General features: G+C 68.7%; 14 protein-coding genes, 4 tRNA genes and 2 pseudogenes. 8 read left to right on the forward strand and 12 right to left on the reverse strand.

The features are described from left to right. Window positions 1–412 precede the first annotated feature (412 nt). Window positions 413–1,879: a hypothetical protein gene (locus tag ACIG5F_RS48755; protein WP_396527212.1), complete on the reverse strand. Its 1,467-nt coding sequence runs from the start codon at window positions 1,877–1,879 to the stop codon at window positions 413–415. Window positions 1,880–2,524: 645 nt separating this feature from the next. Between ACIG5F_RS48755 and ACIG5F_RS48760 the strand changes: the two genes are divergently transcribed. Beyond that, the gene (locus ACIG5F_RS48760; RefSeq protein ID WP_396527213.1) at window positions 2,525–3,127 is read left to right on the forward strand and encodes a hypothetical protein; all 603 of its coding nucleotides are present in this window, start codon (window positions 2,525–2,527) and stop codon (window positions 3,125–3,127) included. Window positions 3,128–3,215: 88 nt separating this feature from the next. Next, the gene (locus tag ACIG5F_RS48765; protein WP_396527214.1) at window positions 3,216–4,211 is read left to right on the forward strand and encodes a hypothetical protein; all 996 of its coding nucleotides are present in this window, start codon (window positions 3,216–3,218) and stop codon (window positions 4,209–4,211) included. Window positions 4,212–4,342: 131 nt separating this feature from the next. Here ACIG5F_RS48765 and eno read toward each other — a convergent pair. Beyond that, a pseudogene (gene eno, locus ACIG5F_RS48770) lies at window positions 4,343–4,645 on the reverse strand (phosphopyruvate hydratase); the annotation flags it as partial. 147 nt (window positions 4,646–4,792) lie between these two features. Here eno and ACIG5F_RS48775 point away from each other — a divergent pair. Continuing rightward, window positions 4,793–5,830: an integrase core domain-containing protein gene (locus ACIG5F_RS48775; protein ID WP_396527215.1), complete on the forward strand. Its 1,038-nt coding sequence runs from the start codon at window positions 4,793–4,795 to the stop codon at window positions 5,828–5,830. A gap of 107 nt (window positions 5,831–5,937) precedes the next feature. Here ACIG5F_RS48775 and ACIG5F_RS48780 read toward each other — a convergent pair. From ACIG5F_RS48780 to ACIG5F_RS48795, 4 genes are all read right to left on the reverse strand, one after another. After that, window positions 5,938–6,009: transfer RNA gene (locus ACIG5F_RS48780), tRNA-Val, on the reverse strand. 50 nt (window positions 6,010–6,059) lie between these two features. Beyond that, a complete protein-coding gene (locus ACIG5F_RS48785; protein ID WP_396527223.1) occupies window positions 6,060–6,425 on the reverse strand; it encodes a TIGR02611 family protein in 366 nt (121 codons plus the stop codon). After that, a complete protein-coding gene (locus ACIG5F_RS48790; protein WP_396527216.1) occupies window positions 6,422–7,207 on the reverse strand; it encodes an anti-sigma factor domain-containing protein in 786 nt (261 codons plus the stop codon). The genes ACIG5F_RS48785 and ACIG5F_RS48790 overlap by 4 nt, the downstream gene beginning before the upstream one ends. Further along, complete coding sequence (locus ACIG5F_RS48795) at window positions 7,204–7,836, reverse strand: sigma-70 family RNA polymerase sigma factor (protein ID WP_396527217.1); 633 nt, start codon at window positions 7,834–7,836, stop codon at window positions 7,204–7,206. The genes ACIG5F_RS48790 and ACIG5F_RS48795 overlap by 4 nt, the downstream gene beginning before the upstream one ends. Before the next feature lie 243 nt (window positions 7,837–8,079). Here ACIG5F_RS48795 and ACIG5F_RS48800 point away from each other — a divergent pair, with 243 nt between their 5' ends. The 4 genes from ACIG5F_RS48800 to ACIG5F_RS48815 all read left to right on the forward strand — a co-directional run bounded on the left by ACIG5F_RS48800 (window position 8,080) and on the right by ACIG5F_RS48815 (window position 8,948). Next, entirely contained in the window at window positions 8,080–8,505 is a 426-nt protein-coding gene (locus ACIG5F_RS48800) for an SsgA family sporulation/cell division regulator (RefSeq protein ID WP_043716771.1), read from the forward strand. A 165-nt stretch (window positions 8,506–8,670) separates the two neighbouring features. After that, a tRNA-Gly gene (locus ACIG5F_RS48805) sits at window positions 8,671–8,743 on the forward strand. 57 nt (window positions 8,744–8,800) lie between these two features. Then, window positions 8,801–8,872, forward strand: a tRNA-Cys gene (locus tag ACIG5F_RS48810). A 1-nt stretch (window position 8,873) separates the two neighbouring features. Continuing rightward, window positions 8,874–8,948, forward strand: a tRNA-Val gene (locus ACIG5F_RS48815). 96 nt (window positions 8,949–9,044) lie between these two features. Here the strand turns inward: ACIG5F_RS48815 and ACIG5F_RS48820 are convergent. The 6 genes and pseudogenes from ACIG5F_RS48820 to ACIG5F_RS48845 form a co-directional block, all read right to left on the reverse strand. Then, window positions 9,045–10,211, reverse strand: a complete 1,167-nt coding sequence (locus ACIG5F_RS48820; protein WP_396527218.1) for a tyrosine-type recombinase/integrase — start codon at window positions 10,209–10,211, stop codon at window positions 9,045–9,047. A 182-nt stretch (window positions 10,212–10,393) separates the two neighbouring features. Next, the gene (locus ACIG5F_RS48825) at window positions 10,394–10,816 is read right to left on the reverse strand and encodes a helix-turn-helix domain-containing protein (protein ID WP_396527219.1); all 423 of its coding nucleotides are present in this window, start codon (window positions 10,814–10,816) and stop codon (window positions 10,394–10,396) included. 1,101 nt (window positions 10,817–11,917) lie between these two features. After that, window positions 11,918–12,304, reverse strand: a complete 387-nt coding sequence (locus ACIG5F_RS48830) for a hypothetical protein (protein ID WP_396527224.1) — start codon at window positions 12,302–12,304, stop codon at window positions 11,918–11,920. Between the two features lie 540 nt (window positions 12,305–12,844). Further along, window positions 12,845–13,318 (reverse strand): annotated as a pseudogene (locus ACIG5F_RS48835) (DNA cytosine methyltransferase); the annotation flags it as partial. Continuing rightward, window positions 13,315–14,151 (reverse strand): DNA methyltransferase, encoded by an 837-nt coding sequence (locus ACIG5F_RS48840; RefSeq protein WP_396527220.1) that lies wholly within the window; start codon window positions 14,149–14,151, stop codon window positions 13,315–13,317. The pseudogene ACIG5F_RS48835 and the gene ACIG5F_RS48840, both read right to left, overlap by 4 nt. Then, window positions 14,144–14,509: a hypothetical protein gene (locus tag ACIG5F_RS48845; RefSeq protein ID WP_396527221.1), complete on the reverse strand. Its 366-nt coding sequence runs from the start codon at window positions 14,507–14,509 to the stop codon at window positions 14,144–14,146. The genes ACIG5F_RS48840 and ACIG5F_RS48845 overlap by 8 nt, the downstream gene beginning before the upstream one ends. Window positions 14,510–15,113: 604 nt before the next feature. Here ACIG5F_RS48845 and ACIG5F_RS48850 point away from each other — a divergent pair. Next, on the forward strand, window positions 15,114–15,797 hold a 684-nt coding region (locus ACIG5F_RS48850), incomplete at its 3' end, for a hypothetical protein (protein ID WP_396527222.1).

Consider the following 15,797-nt stretch of genomic DNA (forward strand, 5'->3'; position numbering starts at 1 on the left):
GAACACGCGTCGGGCCAGGCGTTACACCCCGGGGAAGAGGACCACCGCAGCCTCCAGGAAGGGCAAGAAACGAAAGAAGGGTTAAAACACAAGCTGAGGCGCAGCCACCACACACGTCCATTCAGGGCCGTTGACCTGCGGTTCGGTGCAGTTGAGCCCCGTTGAGGTCGGTTGGAAGAGCCCATAGGTGTGAACCAAGGACGCCATAGTGCGCTGACCTGCGGAAATGCTACTTCCGCAGGTCAGTGCGGGTTGTTTAGAGCCGTTAAATGCAGTTCAGGGCCGTTGAGCGCGCCTGTCTGCTCCCCATTTGCTCCCCGCGCTGCTCCCCAACCACGTAAGACCTCCACTGGCGACCGCCGACCTCTCGAAGCTCGACCTCAGCCACTTGAACCCCAACCAGATGGAATGCTCACGCCGCTTGCAGCAGCTTCGTTGTGATCGCGGTGAGCAATCGCGTCTGGCTGTGCGCCAACTCCGGGTCCAGCTTGTGCAGACCGCTGTCCGGGGCAACCTGCAGCAGGTAGTTCGGGCCGCTGATCGCGGTCACGGTGGGGATGCCGAACAGGTAGGGTCCGGTCGCCTCGCCGTAGAGATCGCCGTGTGGCCCTGCCACCACGGTGCGGTCCAGATCGCTGGCGCGCAGTTCGTCGATGACCAGCCTGGTGAGGGAATCGCTGTTGCCGACGCCGAGGATGAGCAACTCCCGCTGGCCGTCGGGCAGCCAGGGGCCGGTTCCGCCGCCGTTGGTCCAGTTCATCGTGCCGAGGTGTTCCGGCACGACAGCGGCGACCAGTTGCCCGCTGATGTCCGGGTTCTGGCGCAGCCACACCTCGGGGTGGACGCCGGCATCCGATGCGGTCATGTGCGCCGGGGAGAACACGAAGTGGATGTCGCGATCACGTTGGGAGCGCGGCAATCGCGTGTAATGCTGGGCCATCGCCAGCACCGCGGCGGCACCGTTCTCCTCGATGGCGTTCTGTCCGTCGGTGTGCGTCATGACCAGCACCGCGCCCTTGCGGCTGCCGTTGCCGGGCAGTTTCGCGGCGAGGTAGTCGATGGTGGCGTGGTCGTCGGTGTCGGCGGTCAGCGTCACAGTGGCCGTGACCGGGCCCTGCTTCGTCAGCTCCCGCAGCCGCGCGCCTTGTGCTCGGTCCAGTTGCAGCCCTGGCACCCCGCCGTGGGGTTGTTGGTGCGGCGAGAACTGGCCATTCGCGTCGGCTGCGGTCAACGGCAGGATTGAGATCACGCCGAGCGCGCCGCGTTGCTTGGCCGTCACGGGGTCGGGCGTGTACTGGTTGAGCGCGTACACCCTGGAGTAGTCCTCATGTGCCGCGTCGGTGAGCAAGGTGGCCGGTTTGGCGGCCAGCACCAGCGGTGCGAGGTCGCCGACGTTGATCTTGGTCAGCGGCCGGTCGGCCAGCACGATCTTCCCGGTGAGGTCCGCGCTGCCGAGACCGGCGCCGGTGTCGATCAGCTGGCCGGTGACACCGCCCGGCGGGGTGCTGCCCGAATACGGCCAGTAGTAGGCGACCGGGATGTCGTGCCGGTCGCCCCGGACATCGGTGACGGTGAGCGCCCACGCGGTGGCGTTCCAGTATTTCAGCGGTGTCGGGAAACGCTGCACCGTGAGCCCGAACGAGCCGAGCGTGCGGTCGAGGTAGTCGATCCAGCCGCGGTGCGCGGGGGAACCGGTGAACCTCGGCCCGAAGCAGACCATGCTCTCGACCCAACGCCACATGTCGGCGCAACCGGGCAGCCGATCTGGCGTTGTGGCCGCAGTTGCGACACCGGGCATGGCAAGGGAGCCGCACGCGGCCGCCGCGCCGGCCAGCAGGGAGCGCCGGTTCACCGCTCGCTGGGGGAGGAAGCTCTCCATGTGCCCATGCTCTTCGGGCTGACGATGTCGGTCAACGTGTTGACCGACATCACCGCGGTGCCGCTACGTTCGCGAACCCAAGGTGGCTAAGGGATTGGCAGATGCCACACGATGTCGGCGCGGCCAGCGGGGGCATGACACCGGCACCCCGCCGCTGACCTACTCTCGCGCGGTTGCGATCGCGGCAGCACCGGGAAGTTCATCACCGTCTACCCCGGCTACGACGACGATCGGCTCAGGGAACTGGCCGAGGAACTCGATCGGGCCACCGAGGGCCCCAGGACCGGGGGATGCTCTCCGACCGTCCTGTCCGGCCAGGAAGCCTGTTGCACTGCAGGTTCGGCCAGCCGGGCGATCGCACGGCAACCGCGCGCCGCGGCCGGACCACCACAACCACCGCGCTCGAGGGTGTCAGGGAAGGGCCCGTCGAACCTGCGTGCTCGGCCTGATGAGTCGGCACCTGCCTCTGCGCCACACCCCTGGCATTGCGGGCATCTTTACCGTTCCATCCAGGCCGGCTCTGCCTCGTGCCCAAACCCGGCCGGCGCCGCGGGCTGCTGTGCCACCATGGTTTCTCCAACCGGCGGCGACATTGGGGGGTACGTGATCAGGCTCGGCAGGTGGCTCTGGGTCTTGGTGCTCCTCGTGGTCGTGGTGGCGTTGTTGCTGGCCCAGGTCAACTGGGTGACCGCAGTGTTGGCGCCGCTCGTCGTCGCGGCGGTCGGCTCGCTCGTCGTACAGCGCCTTCCCCAGCTGCGTCGTCCCATCCTGGTCACTGTGAAGCTCAACGACATCGATTACCTCATTGTCGACGACACCCAAGTCCCGGCAAGCGGGCACACGGTCCGGATTACCGTCGAGACGACCGGACCAATGACCGTGCTGCTCGACCGGCTGCGGCCGGTCATCGTGAGCCGGAACCTGCCCGGTGGTTACCTTTCGCCGCACCTGGGGACCGTGCCGCTCCGGCCGTTCGAACTGCTGCTCGACCACGACCCGCCGGTCCTGCGGCCGCTTCCCGGCGCGGAGGGATCCACCGCCGACTTCCCGTTCAAGGTGGCGGCCAACGATCCCGAGGTGTTCGATCTCGCCGTGCGCACCGAGGACGCTGACGTCCGCTGGTACCTGGAGCTCGACGCCGTCTGCCTGGGCCGCCGTCGCACCACCCGCATCGACTTGGCCGGCCGGCCGTTCCGCACGATGGCCCGGCCACGACGCGTCGGAAGGGAGCCGGGTCGTGTCGGCTGACGCAGGGCGAAACAGGTTCCGGTCGCTGTTCGGCCGCGCCCGGAACCCGGATCCCAGGCCCGCCGCACTGGCCGGCTGGTGCACGTGCATGTCGCAGATCCACCGCGTGCGCAATCCCAGCACCGAGGTGGGTGCCGAGCCGGAGCACACCGTCGTGACCGGGTGCTCCGTGCGGATCAGGCTCGTCGCGTGCGGCACGGACTCCGTGGTGGTGGAGGGAGTCCGCGCCGAACTCGTCAGTCGAGACAAGGTCGAATTCGACGGAACCACGAAGACGATGCCACGGTTGCCGGACATCAATCTGTCTCCGGAGGAGACCGACGAGGCCATCCGCCAGTCGGTGGCGCACTACCGCAGGCTCGATCCGCCGCACCTCGAGGTGCTCCTCGACGGGCACTCGCCGGTCGTCCGGCCCGCCCGCGGAACCACGCAAGAGCCGGTCACGTTCCCGGTGACCCTCCAGCCCGGAAACCAGCTGTCGCTGTTCGTCGCGCCGATCACGGCGGATGAGCGCGTCACCTCGTGGATCCTGATCGTCGACTGGAGGGTCAGCGAGGGGCGGGACAGCATGGGATGGCCGCTGCGCGTCACAGGGGCCACAGGCTTTCGTGTCGTCGATCCGGGGGAACCGTCCCGGCCTGCTGACACATCCGTGCTGGCGCCGGATCACTGGATACCGGTGCCGGACACCTGCTGGGGTGATCTCGCCCAGTACGTCGCCGCCCGGCACGCGGCCGATCTGGCCGCCGCGGTGGACGAGCTGCTCGGCCTTCCGGTGTTGCTGCCCCGGATCGGCACGCTGGCTGCCCAGCTGGTGATGAAGACCGACGCCGGCGGCTTGCTCGGGGTCTTCACCTCGAACAGCCGGATGAGGGCCGTGCTCGCCGACCTGGGCATGGAGTTGCTCTACGCGGACGTGCTGCCGTTCACTCAGCTGCTCGAGACCGTGTCAAGGTCACCGGAGCCCCTCGGCGTCGCCGTCGACCAGAACACCGAGTTGTGCCTTCAGTTCGCGCCGGCCGCCGTGCCCAAGTTGATCGAACACGGACGCGCCCTGCTTGCCTGTCGTGGGGGTTCTCCGTGACGTCGCGGACGGATGCGGGACGGCGCTGTCCCGCACCTGGATGCGACGTCAGCGGCGGCCGCTGAGCGCGCTGCCGCCGGCGTACTCGGTGTGCGGCCCAGCTCCCGCTCGATGCGGATGAGCTGGTTTTACTTGGTGGTGCGGTCCGACCGGGACAGTGAGCCGGTCTTGATCTGGCCGCAGTTCACCGCCATCGTGAGGTCGGCGATGGTGGCGTCCTCGGTCTCGCCGGACCGGTGCGACATGACCACCGAGTAACCGGACTTGAAGTCGGTGTTCACGGTCAGCAGCGTCTCGGTGGGCGTGCCGATCTGGTTGACCTTGACCAGGATCGAGTTGGTGATGCCCAGGTCGATGCCCTTGCGCAGCAGCTCGACGTTGGTGCAGTACAGGTCGTCGCCGACCAGCCGGCAGCGGTCGCCGACGGCGTCGGTGATCTTGTACGTGCCGATAGGTACGTCCGTGCTGGTCGGGGATGTCGGCGCATGGCTGACAGTCGTCCGGCATGATCGCGGCTCGTGTTGGTCCGCTTCGCTTATCTCGCCGTCACCCACGCCTTCGGCGCACTGCGGCTACTACCGATGACCGGCCGCGAGAAGGACATCGAGATCCTCGCCCTACGCCACCAGCTCACCGTCTTACAACGACAACTCGGCGCCCAACGCCCACGACTCCGACCCGAGGACAGGGCGTTCCTCGCCGCTCTCCTTACGCCACTGGCCCGCGCAACTCTGCGTCGACTCCGGCTCCTGGTCAGTCCGGACACGGTCCTGCGGTGGCATCGTGACGTGGTGAAGCGTCGCCACGCTCGGGTGAGCGGGCGCCGTAAACCTGGGCGTCCGCGCACCGTCGCGTCGATCCGCCGCCTTGTCCTGCGCCTGGCTGCCGAGAACTCCTCGTGGGGCTATCGCCGCATCCATGGAGAACTCACCCTTCTCGGTATCAAACTCGCGCCTTCGACCGTGTGGGAGATGCTCAAGGCGGCCGGTATCGACCCGGCGGCGAGTCGGATGACCGTCACGTGGGCCGAGTTCCTGCGCTCCCAGGCCGAGGCGGTCCTGGCGATGGACTTCATCGAGACCGTCACGCTAACCGGCGCACGCCAGTACATCCTCGCCGCAGTCCACCACGCCGGTAGGCGCGTGCGCGTTCTGGGCACGACCGCGCATCCAACACATGCTTGGGTAACGCAGGCTGTCCGAAACCTCCTGTTGGATCTCGAGGACACCGGCAGCCTCGCACGAGTCAGGTTTCTCATCCGTGATCGTGACGGCAAGTACCCGGCGCTGATCGACGAGATCCTCGGCAGCGCTGGGATCGCGACAGTCTTGACCGGTGTCCGGGTGCCCCGCATGAACGCGATCACGGAGCGCTGGGTCAAGGCACTGCGCGGTGAGCTGCTGGACCGCACGCTGATCTGGAACGAGACACACCTCCGGCACGCGCTGCGCGAGTACGAGCAGCACTACAACCTGCACCGCACCCATCGATCGCTCGCCGCCGCGGCACCTCTGCGAGCCCAGCCCGAGCCCCTCGGCCCTGACCGGATCGAACGCCTCGCGATACTTCGACGGGACCGTCTCGGTGGAGTCCTCCACGAGTATCGGCATGCCGCTTGACCTGTGCGGACGTAGTTTTCGGCACGCACAGGCTTAGCCAGGCAGTTAGTCAGGCGGGAACCAAATCAGGCCCTGTCCACTCTACTGTGGACAGGGCCTGACCTGCGTGGGCGATACTGGGATCGAACCAGTGACCTCTTCGGTGTGAACGAAGCGCTCTCCCCCTGAGCTAATCGCCCCTCTGGGGTTGTGTTCCCCGCTCTCGCGGTGATGTGGATACCTTACAACATCACCCCCACAGACGCGAAAACGGGGGGTCCAGAAGTGGGTTGTGGATGCCGAACCAGCCGGCGACCAGGGAGAACACGCCGAGCAGCCAGAGGGTGGCCAGGATGACGAGGCCGGTGGCGGCCAGCACGAGCAGGCGGAGGGGGAGCGGCTGGCGGCCGAGCCAGGCGGTCCACTGGTCGTAGCGGGCGCGGGCGTACCTAAGGAGGCGGCCGGCCCAGGCGAACTCGGTGGCGAGGATGGCGAGACCGGCGAAGACGATGAGCCAGCCGGGCCCGGGGTAGGGGATGAGGATGACGCCGATGACGAGCACGGCGCCCCCGCCGAGGGCGATGCCGACACGGCGGATGGTGCGTTGTGGGCTCAGTTGGTCACCTCGCCGTCAGCGATGACATCGGTGGGCTTGGTCGGCAGCGTACGGCCCGGCTCGAGGGATATGGCGAATTTCCGGTGTTGCGCGGCGGCGTTGTTCCAGCTGATCAGCTCGGCGGCGACGGTGCTGACGTCGAAGGAGCTGAGGGCGACGGGCGTGCCGGTGCTCAGGCCCCAGACCACGTAGATCTGGTCGGCGGCGTCGTTGGGGCGCAGCCCGGTGGGCACGACGGCGGCGGAGGAGGGGGAGGACAGCAGCACGGCGGCCTCCTGTCCGTCGCTGGCCCGCAGCACGGCGCGGTGCATGGACGGATCGCCGAGCATGGCCAGCAGTTGGGACTGGGTCTGCTGCTGCCCGGTGAGATTGCTCACCTGCCAGCCGAGCACGCCGACGGCGACGGCGAGCACCAGGACGACCGCGGCGGCGGCCAGGCGGGGGAGTCGGCGGGACCTCGGGTGCTCGACGATCTCGGCGGACCGGCTCTCAGACAGCGCGGAGCCGATGCGGAACGGCAGTGGCTCGTACGCCTCCTGGGGCGTGCGGGCGACGGCGCCGAGGACCTTCTGCCGCAGCCGGGCCGGCGGGTCCTCCTGCGGAACCGAGCCGCCGAGCAGCGCGGTGACCTGTTCGGTCGAACGCACGATCTCCTGGCATACGGGGCATTCGGGCAGGTGGGCCCGCAGCTTGTGCTCGTCGTCGGGTTCGAGGGCCCGCAGCGCCCAGCCGACGGCCAGTTCCTCGTTCGGACAGCGCCCGTCCCCTCGTGCCGTGTTCACCGCTGTGCCCCCGTCCACCTGTCGGCCGCCCCGTCGCCGTCGCCGAGCAGCGACGACAGCAGCCCTCGCAACCGCCTGATCCCGGCGAACGTCCGCGACTTGACGGTGCCGAGCGGCACACCGGTCAGCGCGGACACCTCGCACTGGGTGTAGCCGCCGTAGTAGGCCAGCGCGATCACCTGGCGCTGCTCGTCGGGCAGCCGCCCGAGCGCCTCCCGCACCTGTCCACCGACCACGCCGAGCAGGGCTTGGACGTCGGCGCCGGGGCCAGGCGGCACGAGCTGCTCGGCCACCTCGTCGTCGCCGGGCACGGTCCGCCGGCGCCGAGCGGCCTCCCGCCGCACCGCGTCCACGGCCCGGTGGTGCACGAGCGTCAGCAGCCAGGTCGCGAAGCCGCCTCGGTCCGGGTCGAAGCGCCGCGGGGCCCGCCAGACGGCGAGGAAGGCCTCCTGCACCACGTCCTCGGCGAACTCCGGGTCCACGCACACCCGTCTGGCCAGCGAATACGCCTGGCGGCAGTGCCGGTCGTAGAGCTCGGCGAAGGCCTCCTGATCACCGTCCGCGACGCGGCCGACCAGTTCGGCATCGGTCGCGGTGGACCGGGCCGGTGGGACGGGCGCGTCAGCCACCACGGAAATCCTCACGTCCAACATTCGCGCAACATGCGGTACCGGGTTCAGGTTAAACCCAGCAAGATGGGGTTCGCCGAACCGTAGGGTTCACGGAGCGTGGTCGGCCGGTCGCCCAGGGACACGAGTCTGGCCCGGACGGGTGAAGTCGGTCGTCTCCGCGAGCGGTGTTCCTCACTTCGGCGTCACAACTGAGGAGCTCGGTCGTTTCCTGGCCGGGAAGGGAGCAGAAGGGTAACGACGATGCGCAACGACCATGTGACGCTCCGCTCTACCGCGGTGTTCGACCTGCTCGCCCCGCGCACACCCGCGGTGCCCGTGCAGGTGGAGCTTCGCTATGACACCCGCGACCCCTACGCCGTGGTCGCCGCCTTCCGCACCGGCCGCGCCGGCTGGGTCGAGTGGGTCTACGCCCGCGACCTGCTCGCCGACGGCCTGATCGCCGAGGCTGGCGACGGCGACGTCCGGATCAAGCCGGCCACCGACGACCCCGAGGTCGTGGTGATCGAGCTCAACTCGCCGTCCGGGCACGCCACCTTCGAGGCCGCCTCGGAGGAGTTGGCCGATTTCCTGGACAGAACCTACGACGTGGTCGTGCCCGGCAACGAGCACCTCTGGGTCAACGTCGATCAGGCGCTCACCCACCTGATCTCCAACGACATGAGCTGATCTCCCCGACATCGCCCCTGACCTGCGGCGATGTCCCGACCCGACCCCCGATTTGATCCAGAGCGGGGCCATCGGATAAGGTTTCACCAGCACCACGGAGAACGGATCCCAACCGAGAGATGAACCCCAGGGTTCACAATCGGAGATCCACTCCCGAAGTCGCATGCGGACGTAGCGCAGTTGGTAGCGCATCACCTTGCCAAGGTGAGGGTCGCGAGTTCGAGTCTCGTCGTCCGCTCGGGTAACGGCCCCTCGTCATTCGGGTCGGAGTTCCCGGAGTAGCATCCGGGACAACGGCGGAGTGGCCGAGTGGCTTAGGCAAGGGCCTGCAAAGCCCTGTACACGGGTTCGATTCCCGTCTCCGCCTCGGGCGATTAGCTCAGTGGGAGAGCACTACCTTGACACGGTAGGGGTCACTGGTTCAATCCCAGTATCGCCCACCAGTTATATACGCTGGTGACAAGGACGACCGACGATCTTCGTCGGTCGTTTTTTGTGTCCGAGGAAGATCAATGGGAGACGGATGGGAGACGGGCCCGTCACGTCGCATCCCGGGGCAACGCGTCGATCGTCGCCCGAACGTGGGGGAACCAGGACGCCAGCCGGGCCCGCTCCTCCGGCCGCAGCGCGGCGAGCGAGGACCGCCAGCGCGCCTCCAACGCCTCGATGATCTGCCGGCGCATCTCCGGCGTCACGTGGTCGTAGATCCGCCCCATGCCCCTCATCGTCTGCCCCAGCCGGGCGCGGCGCGCGACTTCCGCCACCCCGTCCTCGGCCAGCCAGGTCGAATGCGAGTGCCGCCCCTCGTGAAAGGTGAACCACGGCAGAATCGGCGGCCTGTGACGCTCGGCACGCGGGTTGTTCGGCTCGACGCCGTCCCACACCGGCCGCCAGAACCGTTGCCGGAAGTTCGCCCGACGCAGCGGCGCCCCGTCCGGCGAGACGAACACGAACGGATACGCGTGACTGTCCATCAACAGCTCGTAGAAGGCGGCGAGGAATGGCGGCAGATCCACGCCACGCGTGCCCGCCGGCGTCTTGGTTCGCCCTCCTTTCTTGGAACCGCGCGACCGGCGCGCCGCGCCGACCGCAGGGGGCGGAACGTCCGCCCTGACGATCACGCCGCCCTTGGACACGGCTCCGCTCACTTCTTTGAGAGGTTCCCTGATCGCGATGCACTTGGTGTCGGAGTCGTACTCGTGACGCTGCTGGCCGACCAGCTCGCTCCATCTGGCGCCGGTGTAGTGATCCGCGAGACACAGGGTGAAGCCGGTCAGGCCGATGCTCGTTTCATACAGGCGCATCGCGGCACGCAACGCCTGGACGGGCGTGGACACGAAACGCTCCGTCTCGAACTCCCCGTTGGTCACCCTGATCCCGGTACAAGGGCTCGCCGGAATCATGCGCGCCTTCCACATCGCCTTCATGATCGTGGAGAAAGTGGCGAATATGGATGCCACGGTCTGATCGGAGCAGTTCTCGTGAAGGGAGGAAACCCACTTCTCGATTTCCAGATATCCGTTGAAGATCCCGATCGCCGGCCAGGCTCCCCACTTCTTGATGAGGTGGGTGTCCAGATGTGAGCGATACTTTGCCTTCGTGGCGGGGGTCAGTCGTGTCGAGATCGCGTCGAGCCATTCCTCGGCGAAGTCCTCGAACAGGGTCTCGGCGTCGCGCGGGTCGATCCACAAGTTGCGCCGGATCAACGCTTCCTGCTCGTTTCCCCAGTTCTCTGCTGCCGTCTCCGACGAGAACCCCGAGTGGCTGCCCCAGGTTCCGTCTGGGCGCTTGTATCGAGCCCGCCAACCGTTAGGGCCGGCTGATCGTTTCTCTCCGTATGCCATCGTTTTCCTTGTCTGGTGGGCGAAATCGGCGACTCGACGGTGGATCAGGCCGCTCGCCACGACCTCTTCGGGGGCCGCGAGGCTTGCTGCGCGCCGCGCAGGATCTCGGTGATGTCGCTTCGGCTGAACCGGTAGTGCTTGCCGAAGCGGTGGTGGGCGATCACGCCGGCCGCTGCTTGATCCTTCAGTGTCCTCGGTGAGAGCTGGAACAACGCGCCCAACTCCTCGGCCGTGAAAAGGCGGTCGGGATCGTCCTTGTCGGAGGCGAAAGCGTCGCGCAGGATTGCGATTACCTCCCGAACCTGGGCCTCGAACTGTTCGGCTGTGGCAACCGCATAATTCGCCGGCTTCCCGTGTTCATCGACTCCGGTCGCGGCGAGATCCGGTGCGCGCTCCGTGGGCAGCATCCGGTGAAACTCCTCACGAGAAATCGGGTTACGTGGAACTGTGATGCGTCCGGTGAGCACTTACCGTCCATCGCAATCCGAACGGTAGCTAGCGGCCCGAGAAGAGCGGAGCTCCCCAAATGGATGAATCTCATGGCGTCGCTGCGGGGCGCAGGGGTGTCGTCGTCGAGAGTCGAAACCAGCCGCGCTCGCCAATTCAGCGCGAAGAAGAGGCACTGCAGGCGGCCGATCTCGTCGGCGTAGCGGCGGACCTCGTGGACGTAGGTGCGGGCGTCGATCTGCCAGCGGCCGCACATGGAAAGCTCGGTGAAGCCGCCGCTGTCCAGCGCCCATGGGCTGGTGGCGCGGGGGAGTCGGCGTCGGCTTGTGAGGCGGCGGCGGGAGACCATCATCGGGCCGCCGACGAGGCGAGCCAGCCAGGCTGGTTGGTGCGTGCCGAGGTAGAACCTCATGGCCGCACCGCCGCGGGTCCGGCGTCCGTGATCGACCTGGAGCCGGTTCGGCAGAGGCACACAGGTCGGCCGGCGGCCGACTGAAGAGCGGCCAAGCGGCACAGCCGACTGGGGACAATCGCGTGCTCGCTTTGGTGTGCCCACTTCCTGCCGAGGTCGGCGAGCCTCGTGGTCGAACGCTTTTTGCGGCGACGGGGAGCAGCGGATGTGCCACCATGCGGCCATGACGTCGAACCACAGGGGTTATGCCTCGTAGAAAGCCGGGCGCTGTCCGCGCCGAGCGACCGCGTGTCCGTGATCGCCAACCGGACCGCCCGATCCAGGGTCTTAGCGGAAGGGCCCTGATCGCCATTGGGACTGCGGAAGCCCGCCATCCGTTGGTCGGGTCCGTAGGTCAGGCGCTGGAGCGGTATCGACATTTCCTGAGCCGGCCGGGGCGTTGGTTGTACATCCCGTGGCCGGATTGTCCGTGGTGCGATCCTGTTGATGCTCGTGACGAGCTTGAGCTCGCTCTGCGGGCGCTGCCGCATGCTGCCCGTGCGGAGCTGCGTCGAGTCATTGCGCCGCTTGACGAGGCGTTCCGGCGAAGGACCCTCCCGGACCCAGAAGCGGGTCGCATCAGCGGCTGGCACGCGGCTGGGTGGTGGCGTAGGCGACTGTATGAGCGGTAGGGCAGGCGCTGGCAGTGATGGCGTCGTGCGCGATCTGGTCATGGCGCGTATACCCCCGCCGTGTTGTGGTCGAGCAGGGCGGCGAGGTTGGCCAGGAGCAGGGAGATGGCGTGGGCGGCTTGGTGGGGGACGACGCCGTTGCCGAGTGCGTGGAGTTGGGCGGTGCGGGGTAGCGGGAGGTCGGTGATCCAGCCGGGCGGGAGGCCCATCAGGTGTTCGACGAACCGCGGCGCGAGGACCGGCCGGCCGTGCCGGCCGGTTTCGGTCGGGTGCGGGGTCGGCTGGCCGAGGATGTCTTCCCAGCGGCGGATCGCCTGCGCGTACGGGCCCCAGTCGACGACGCCGATGGGCTGCTCGTCGTCAGGACGCTGACCACCGCGGAGGGCAGCATCAGGTCGCCCTTGGAGCCTCGTTGCGCCGGGCATCCCTTCGTCCCGTCGGTCGCTCGCTGCGTCGGGACAAGGGTGTCCTGGGCGACGAGGGGAAGCACTTGCTGCGACAGCGGTGGCCGGAATCCGGGGCCGGCTTTGCGGCCGCTGGTGCCGGTGTCCGAGGCCCGCGGCGTGGGCAGCAGCAGGGCCTCGTGCGGGAGCGAGGGGCCGCCGTTCTGTCCGGCGTGGGTGCAGTTCTTGGCGTCCGAGGCGGTTGTTGGTGTCGGCAGCAGGCGTACCGCGATCGACAGCGGCATCCCCATGCCGTTGCCGTTGATCCCGCGGGCTCGTTGCTGGTCCCGGCGGGCTAGCCAGCGGTCGGTGTTCTCCCGGTCGTTGGGGCTCGTCGCGGTCGGTGTGGGCAGGAGTCGGAGTTGGTCCACAAGGGACTGGCTGCCCTGGCGGCGTGGCGCGGTGGAGCCGTTGGAGGTGCCGTCGTGCGCGGTCGGTGTTGGCAGCAGCGGGTCGGGTGAGGAGGGTGTGGTTCCAGGCGAGCAGGAACACGCGTTCGCGGCGGTGCGCGCAGCCGATGTCGGCGGCGCGGAGGCTACGCCAGAGCGCGTCATACCCTGTGGCGGCCAGGTCTCCGAGTACACGGTGGAGGCCGCCGTTTTTCCAGCGGAGCGCGGCGACGTTCTCCACGATGAGCAGCGCGGGTCGTAGTAGGCGAACGGCGGCCACGATGTCGGTCCACAGGCCACTGCGCGCTCCTTTTTCGATGCCGGCGCGCCGGCCGGCGGCGGAGATGTCCTGGCAGGGGAAGCCCGCCGTGAGGACGTCGATTGGTTCGACGGTGGTCCAGTCGACGGTGCGGAAGTCGCCGAGGTTGGGGACGTCGGGCATGCGGGCGGCCAGGATCTCGGTGACGTGGGGGTCGGGGTCGGCGCACCAGGCGATGCGGCCGCCGCCGAGTGCAGCGAGGACGCCAAGGTCCAGCCCGCCGAAGCCGGTGCAAACCGACCCGATGACCGGCCCCGCCGAGACGGGAACGCGAAGGTGGGTGGTCATGCGGCCCTCGCGAACAACTCGGTCTCCAGGTTCGCTTGGACGGCGAGCAAGCGATCAGGGAGCGGCACGGCCACGGCGGCCGGTAGGTCGGGAGCGCGGAGGACGACGACGTCGTGGTGGGCCACACGCATGACGGGCGGGACCGGGCGTCGGCCGCGCCGGGTCCGGGAGTCCGGGGTGATCCGCTTGGGCGTGGTGCGGGCGATCAGGGCTGCTCGGCGGTGGGCCGGGCGCAGGCCGACGACGCGGCCGGCGGCCAGGATCAGACCGGGCAGGTCGACCAGTTCGCCGGCGACGTGGCGGGGCCGGGCGGTGATCACGAGGTGGCCGCCGGGGCGGAGCAGGGGAAGGCAGTGGGAGAGGGTGTCGGCGAGGTTGTCCACAGCGGTTGTGGATCGCCAGTCGGGTCCGGGGTGGCTACGGATCGTGGTCAGCACCAGGGTGACTCGCCCGAGCAGTCCAACGCCGGCGGGGCCGGCCAGCACGCTGGGGCGGCCGGCGAGGACGGTGCCGTCGCCGATGGCGCCGGCGCGTTTGGCGGCGGTGACGCTCGCGCGGGCGATCTCCCACCAGCGGCGGTCGGCGGTCGCGCCGACGGTGTGCCGGCCGGCGCGCAGGGCCTCGGTCAGGGTGGTGCCGGCGCCGCAGTCGGGGTCGAGCACGAGGTCGCCGCGCCGGGTGTAGCGGGTCAGGGCGTGGGCGGCCACGGCCGGTGGCATCGCCAACCGGTCGGCGTGGGGGTGCGGGCCGTAGACGCTGTCGAACTGGTCGGCGACCGGGACTTCGCCGCTGCGCCAGACCGAGCCCTCGAACGGAATGCTCGGCTCAGGCATCGGCGGGTCCCGCCGTGAAGACCAGCAGGTCAAAATGCTGGGTGCCGGAATCGCGCATGAGAATGATGTGGTCGTGGTAGCGGAGTCCGGCGGAGCGTGCGGCGCGAATGATGCCGACGGTTTGGTCGCGGAGGTGGCCGTCGATTTCCTCGGCGTGCGTGATGACCGCGAGGATTCCGTTGTCGGTGAGCTGGGTGGTGAGTTCGCTCGGGTCTGGGATGCCGTGTCGGTCGGGCTGGACCACTGCGAGGGCGAGGCGGATGGGCTCGGCGGTGAGGCGGACGCTTGCGGTGTCGGGGAGGGCGGCCACGGAGCGGCCGAGGCGGATGACCGTCCAGGCTGTGTCGTTCAGGGACACGTGTCGGTTGGTCGACGCGGGGGTGCTGGGCTGGCCGGCGTCGTGTAGGAGGACGCGGTCGCCGGGGGCCGTGTAGGTGGTGACGGTCTTGGCGACGGCGGTGGCCAGCCAGTCCTGGCCGCAGGGCCAGACCGTGGTGCCGGCGCCGACGGAGCAGGCGGCATCGGACCTGCCGGCTCGCCTGAATGAGCGGCGCGGCATGGGGGATCGCGGCCCGCGTGGGGGCCGGGTCTGCCTAGCAAGAGATTTTGTGGGCATCGGCAGCCGCCTCCGGATCGACGTTCAGAGCCTCTGACACCCCTGAACTCCCGATCCGCCCCTCACTTTGGACCGTGGGATTCCCGGAAGAATTTTTCTGATGCCGCCGACCTCGGTCCCCGGCCAGCGCCGGCCGTGCTAGGGCGCTACTAGGTCTCGCTGTTTACGCAGGCCCAGGCCCATCTAGATGATCATGGTTGAGGAGGTGACGGGCGAGTGGTGCTGCCTCGAACTAGTAGTTGGCTATTACTAGGCCGCCGGCGCCCAGCAGCGGGCCAGCATTTTCCTAGTAGGCGTTGCGGCGCACTGGATGGCGTTCCCGATCCCGCCGATCCAGGAGGCGACAATGCCACCCCGCTCGCACAACCATGAATTCCGGAACTCGCTCGACGTCGTCCGTGACGCGTTCACGCTGCTGGTCGCCGGACCACGTCCACTGGCCCTGGACGGGGGCCGGTTCGCCGGCCTGCCCGGCCGGTCGTTGCCGCTGGACGAGGTCCGGGACCGCCTGCTGGCGCGCTCCTGCCCCCAGGCCACCCGCGACGAGGTCTGGGCCCATATCGTGGGGCGGTCAAGGGAAGGCGACTCGTCCTGGACGATCGGCGCGGTCGGCGTCGCGCTGCCCGGGCTGACCGCGATCGCCACGGCCCTGACCGCCCGGTTCGCCGGCGATCCGGGCGATGTCCACGCCGAGGTGCTGGCCGGGTTCCTGACGGCACTGGCGCAGATCGACCTGGACCGGCCGCGGATCATGCTCCGGCTGCGGTGGGCGGCCTACCGAGCCGGCCACCAAGAGGTCATGGCCGCGCTGAACGGACCGGTCCCCGTGGACCCGTCCACGTTGCCCGACGAGCCTCAGGTGCCGCCGGGGAACCCGGACATGCTGCTGGTCGACGCGGTCAGGGACGGTGTCCTGACCGGTGCCGAGGCCGAGTTGATCGGGGCGACCCGGCTGGACAAGGTCCCGCTCGGCACGTGGGCGCGGGAGCACGACGCGAACCTGTGGGGCACCTACAAGGCCCGCAGCCGG

Source organism: Kutzneria sp. NPDC052558 (assembly GCF_044547355.1).
Taxonomy (GTDB): Bacteria; Actinomycetota; Actinomycetes; order Mycobacteriales; family Pseudonocardiaceae; genus Kutzneria.

Excerpts from the sequence above, each read along its gene's own strand:
- ACIG5F_RS48830 (WP_396527224.1), bottom strand. The coding sequence starts at position 12,304 with ATGCCCGGCGCAACGAGGCTCCAAGGGCGACCTGATGCTGCCCTCCGC.
- ACIG5F_RS48755 (WP_396527212.1), bottom strand. The coding sequence starts at position 1,879 with ATGGAGAGCTTCCTCCCCCAGCGAGCGGTGAACCGGCGCTCCCTGCTG.
- ACIG5F_RS48800 (WP_043716771.1), top strand. The coding sequence starts at position 8,080 with ATGCGCAACGACCATGTGACGCTCCGCTCTACCGCGGTGTTCGACCTG.
- ACIG5F_RS48775 (WP_396527215.1), top strand. The coding sequence starts at position 4,793 with ATGACCGGCCGCGAGAAGGACATCGAGATCCTCGCCCTACGCCACCAG.
- ACIG5F_RS48765 (WP_396527214.1), top strand. The coding sequence starts at position 3,216 with ATGTCGCAGATCCACCGCGTGCGCAATCCCAGCACCGAGGTGGGTGCC.
- ACIG5F_RS48840 (WP_396527220.1), bottom strand. The coding sequence starts at position 14,151 with ATGCCTGAGCCGAGCATTCCGTTCGAGGGCTCGGTCTGGCGCAGCGGC.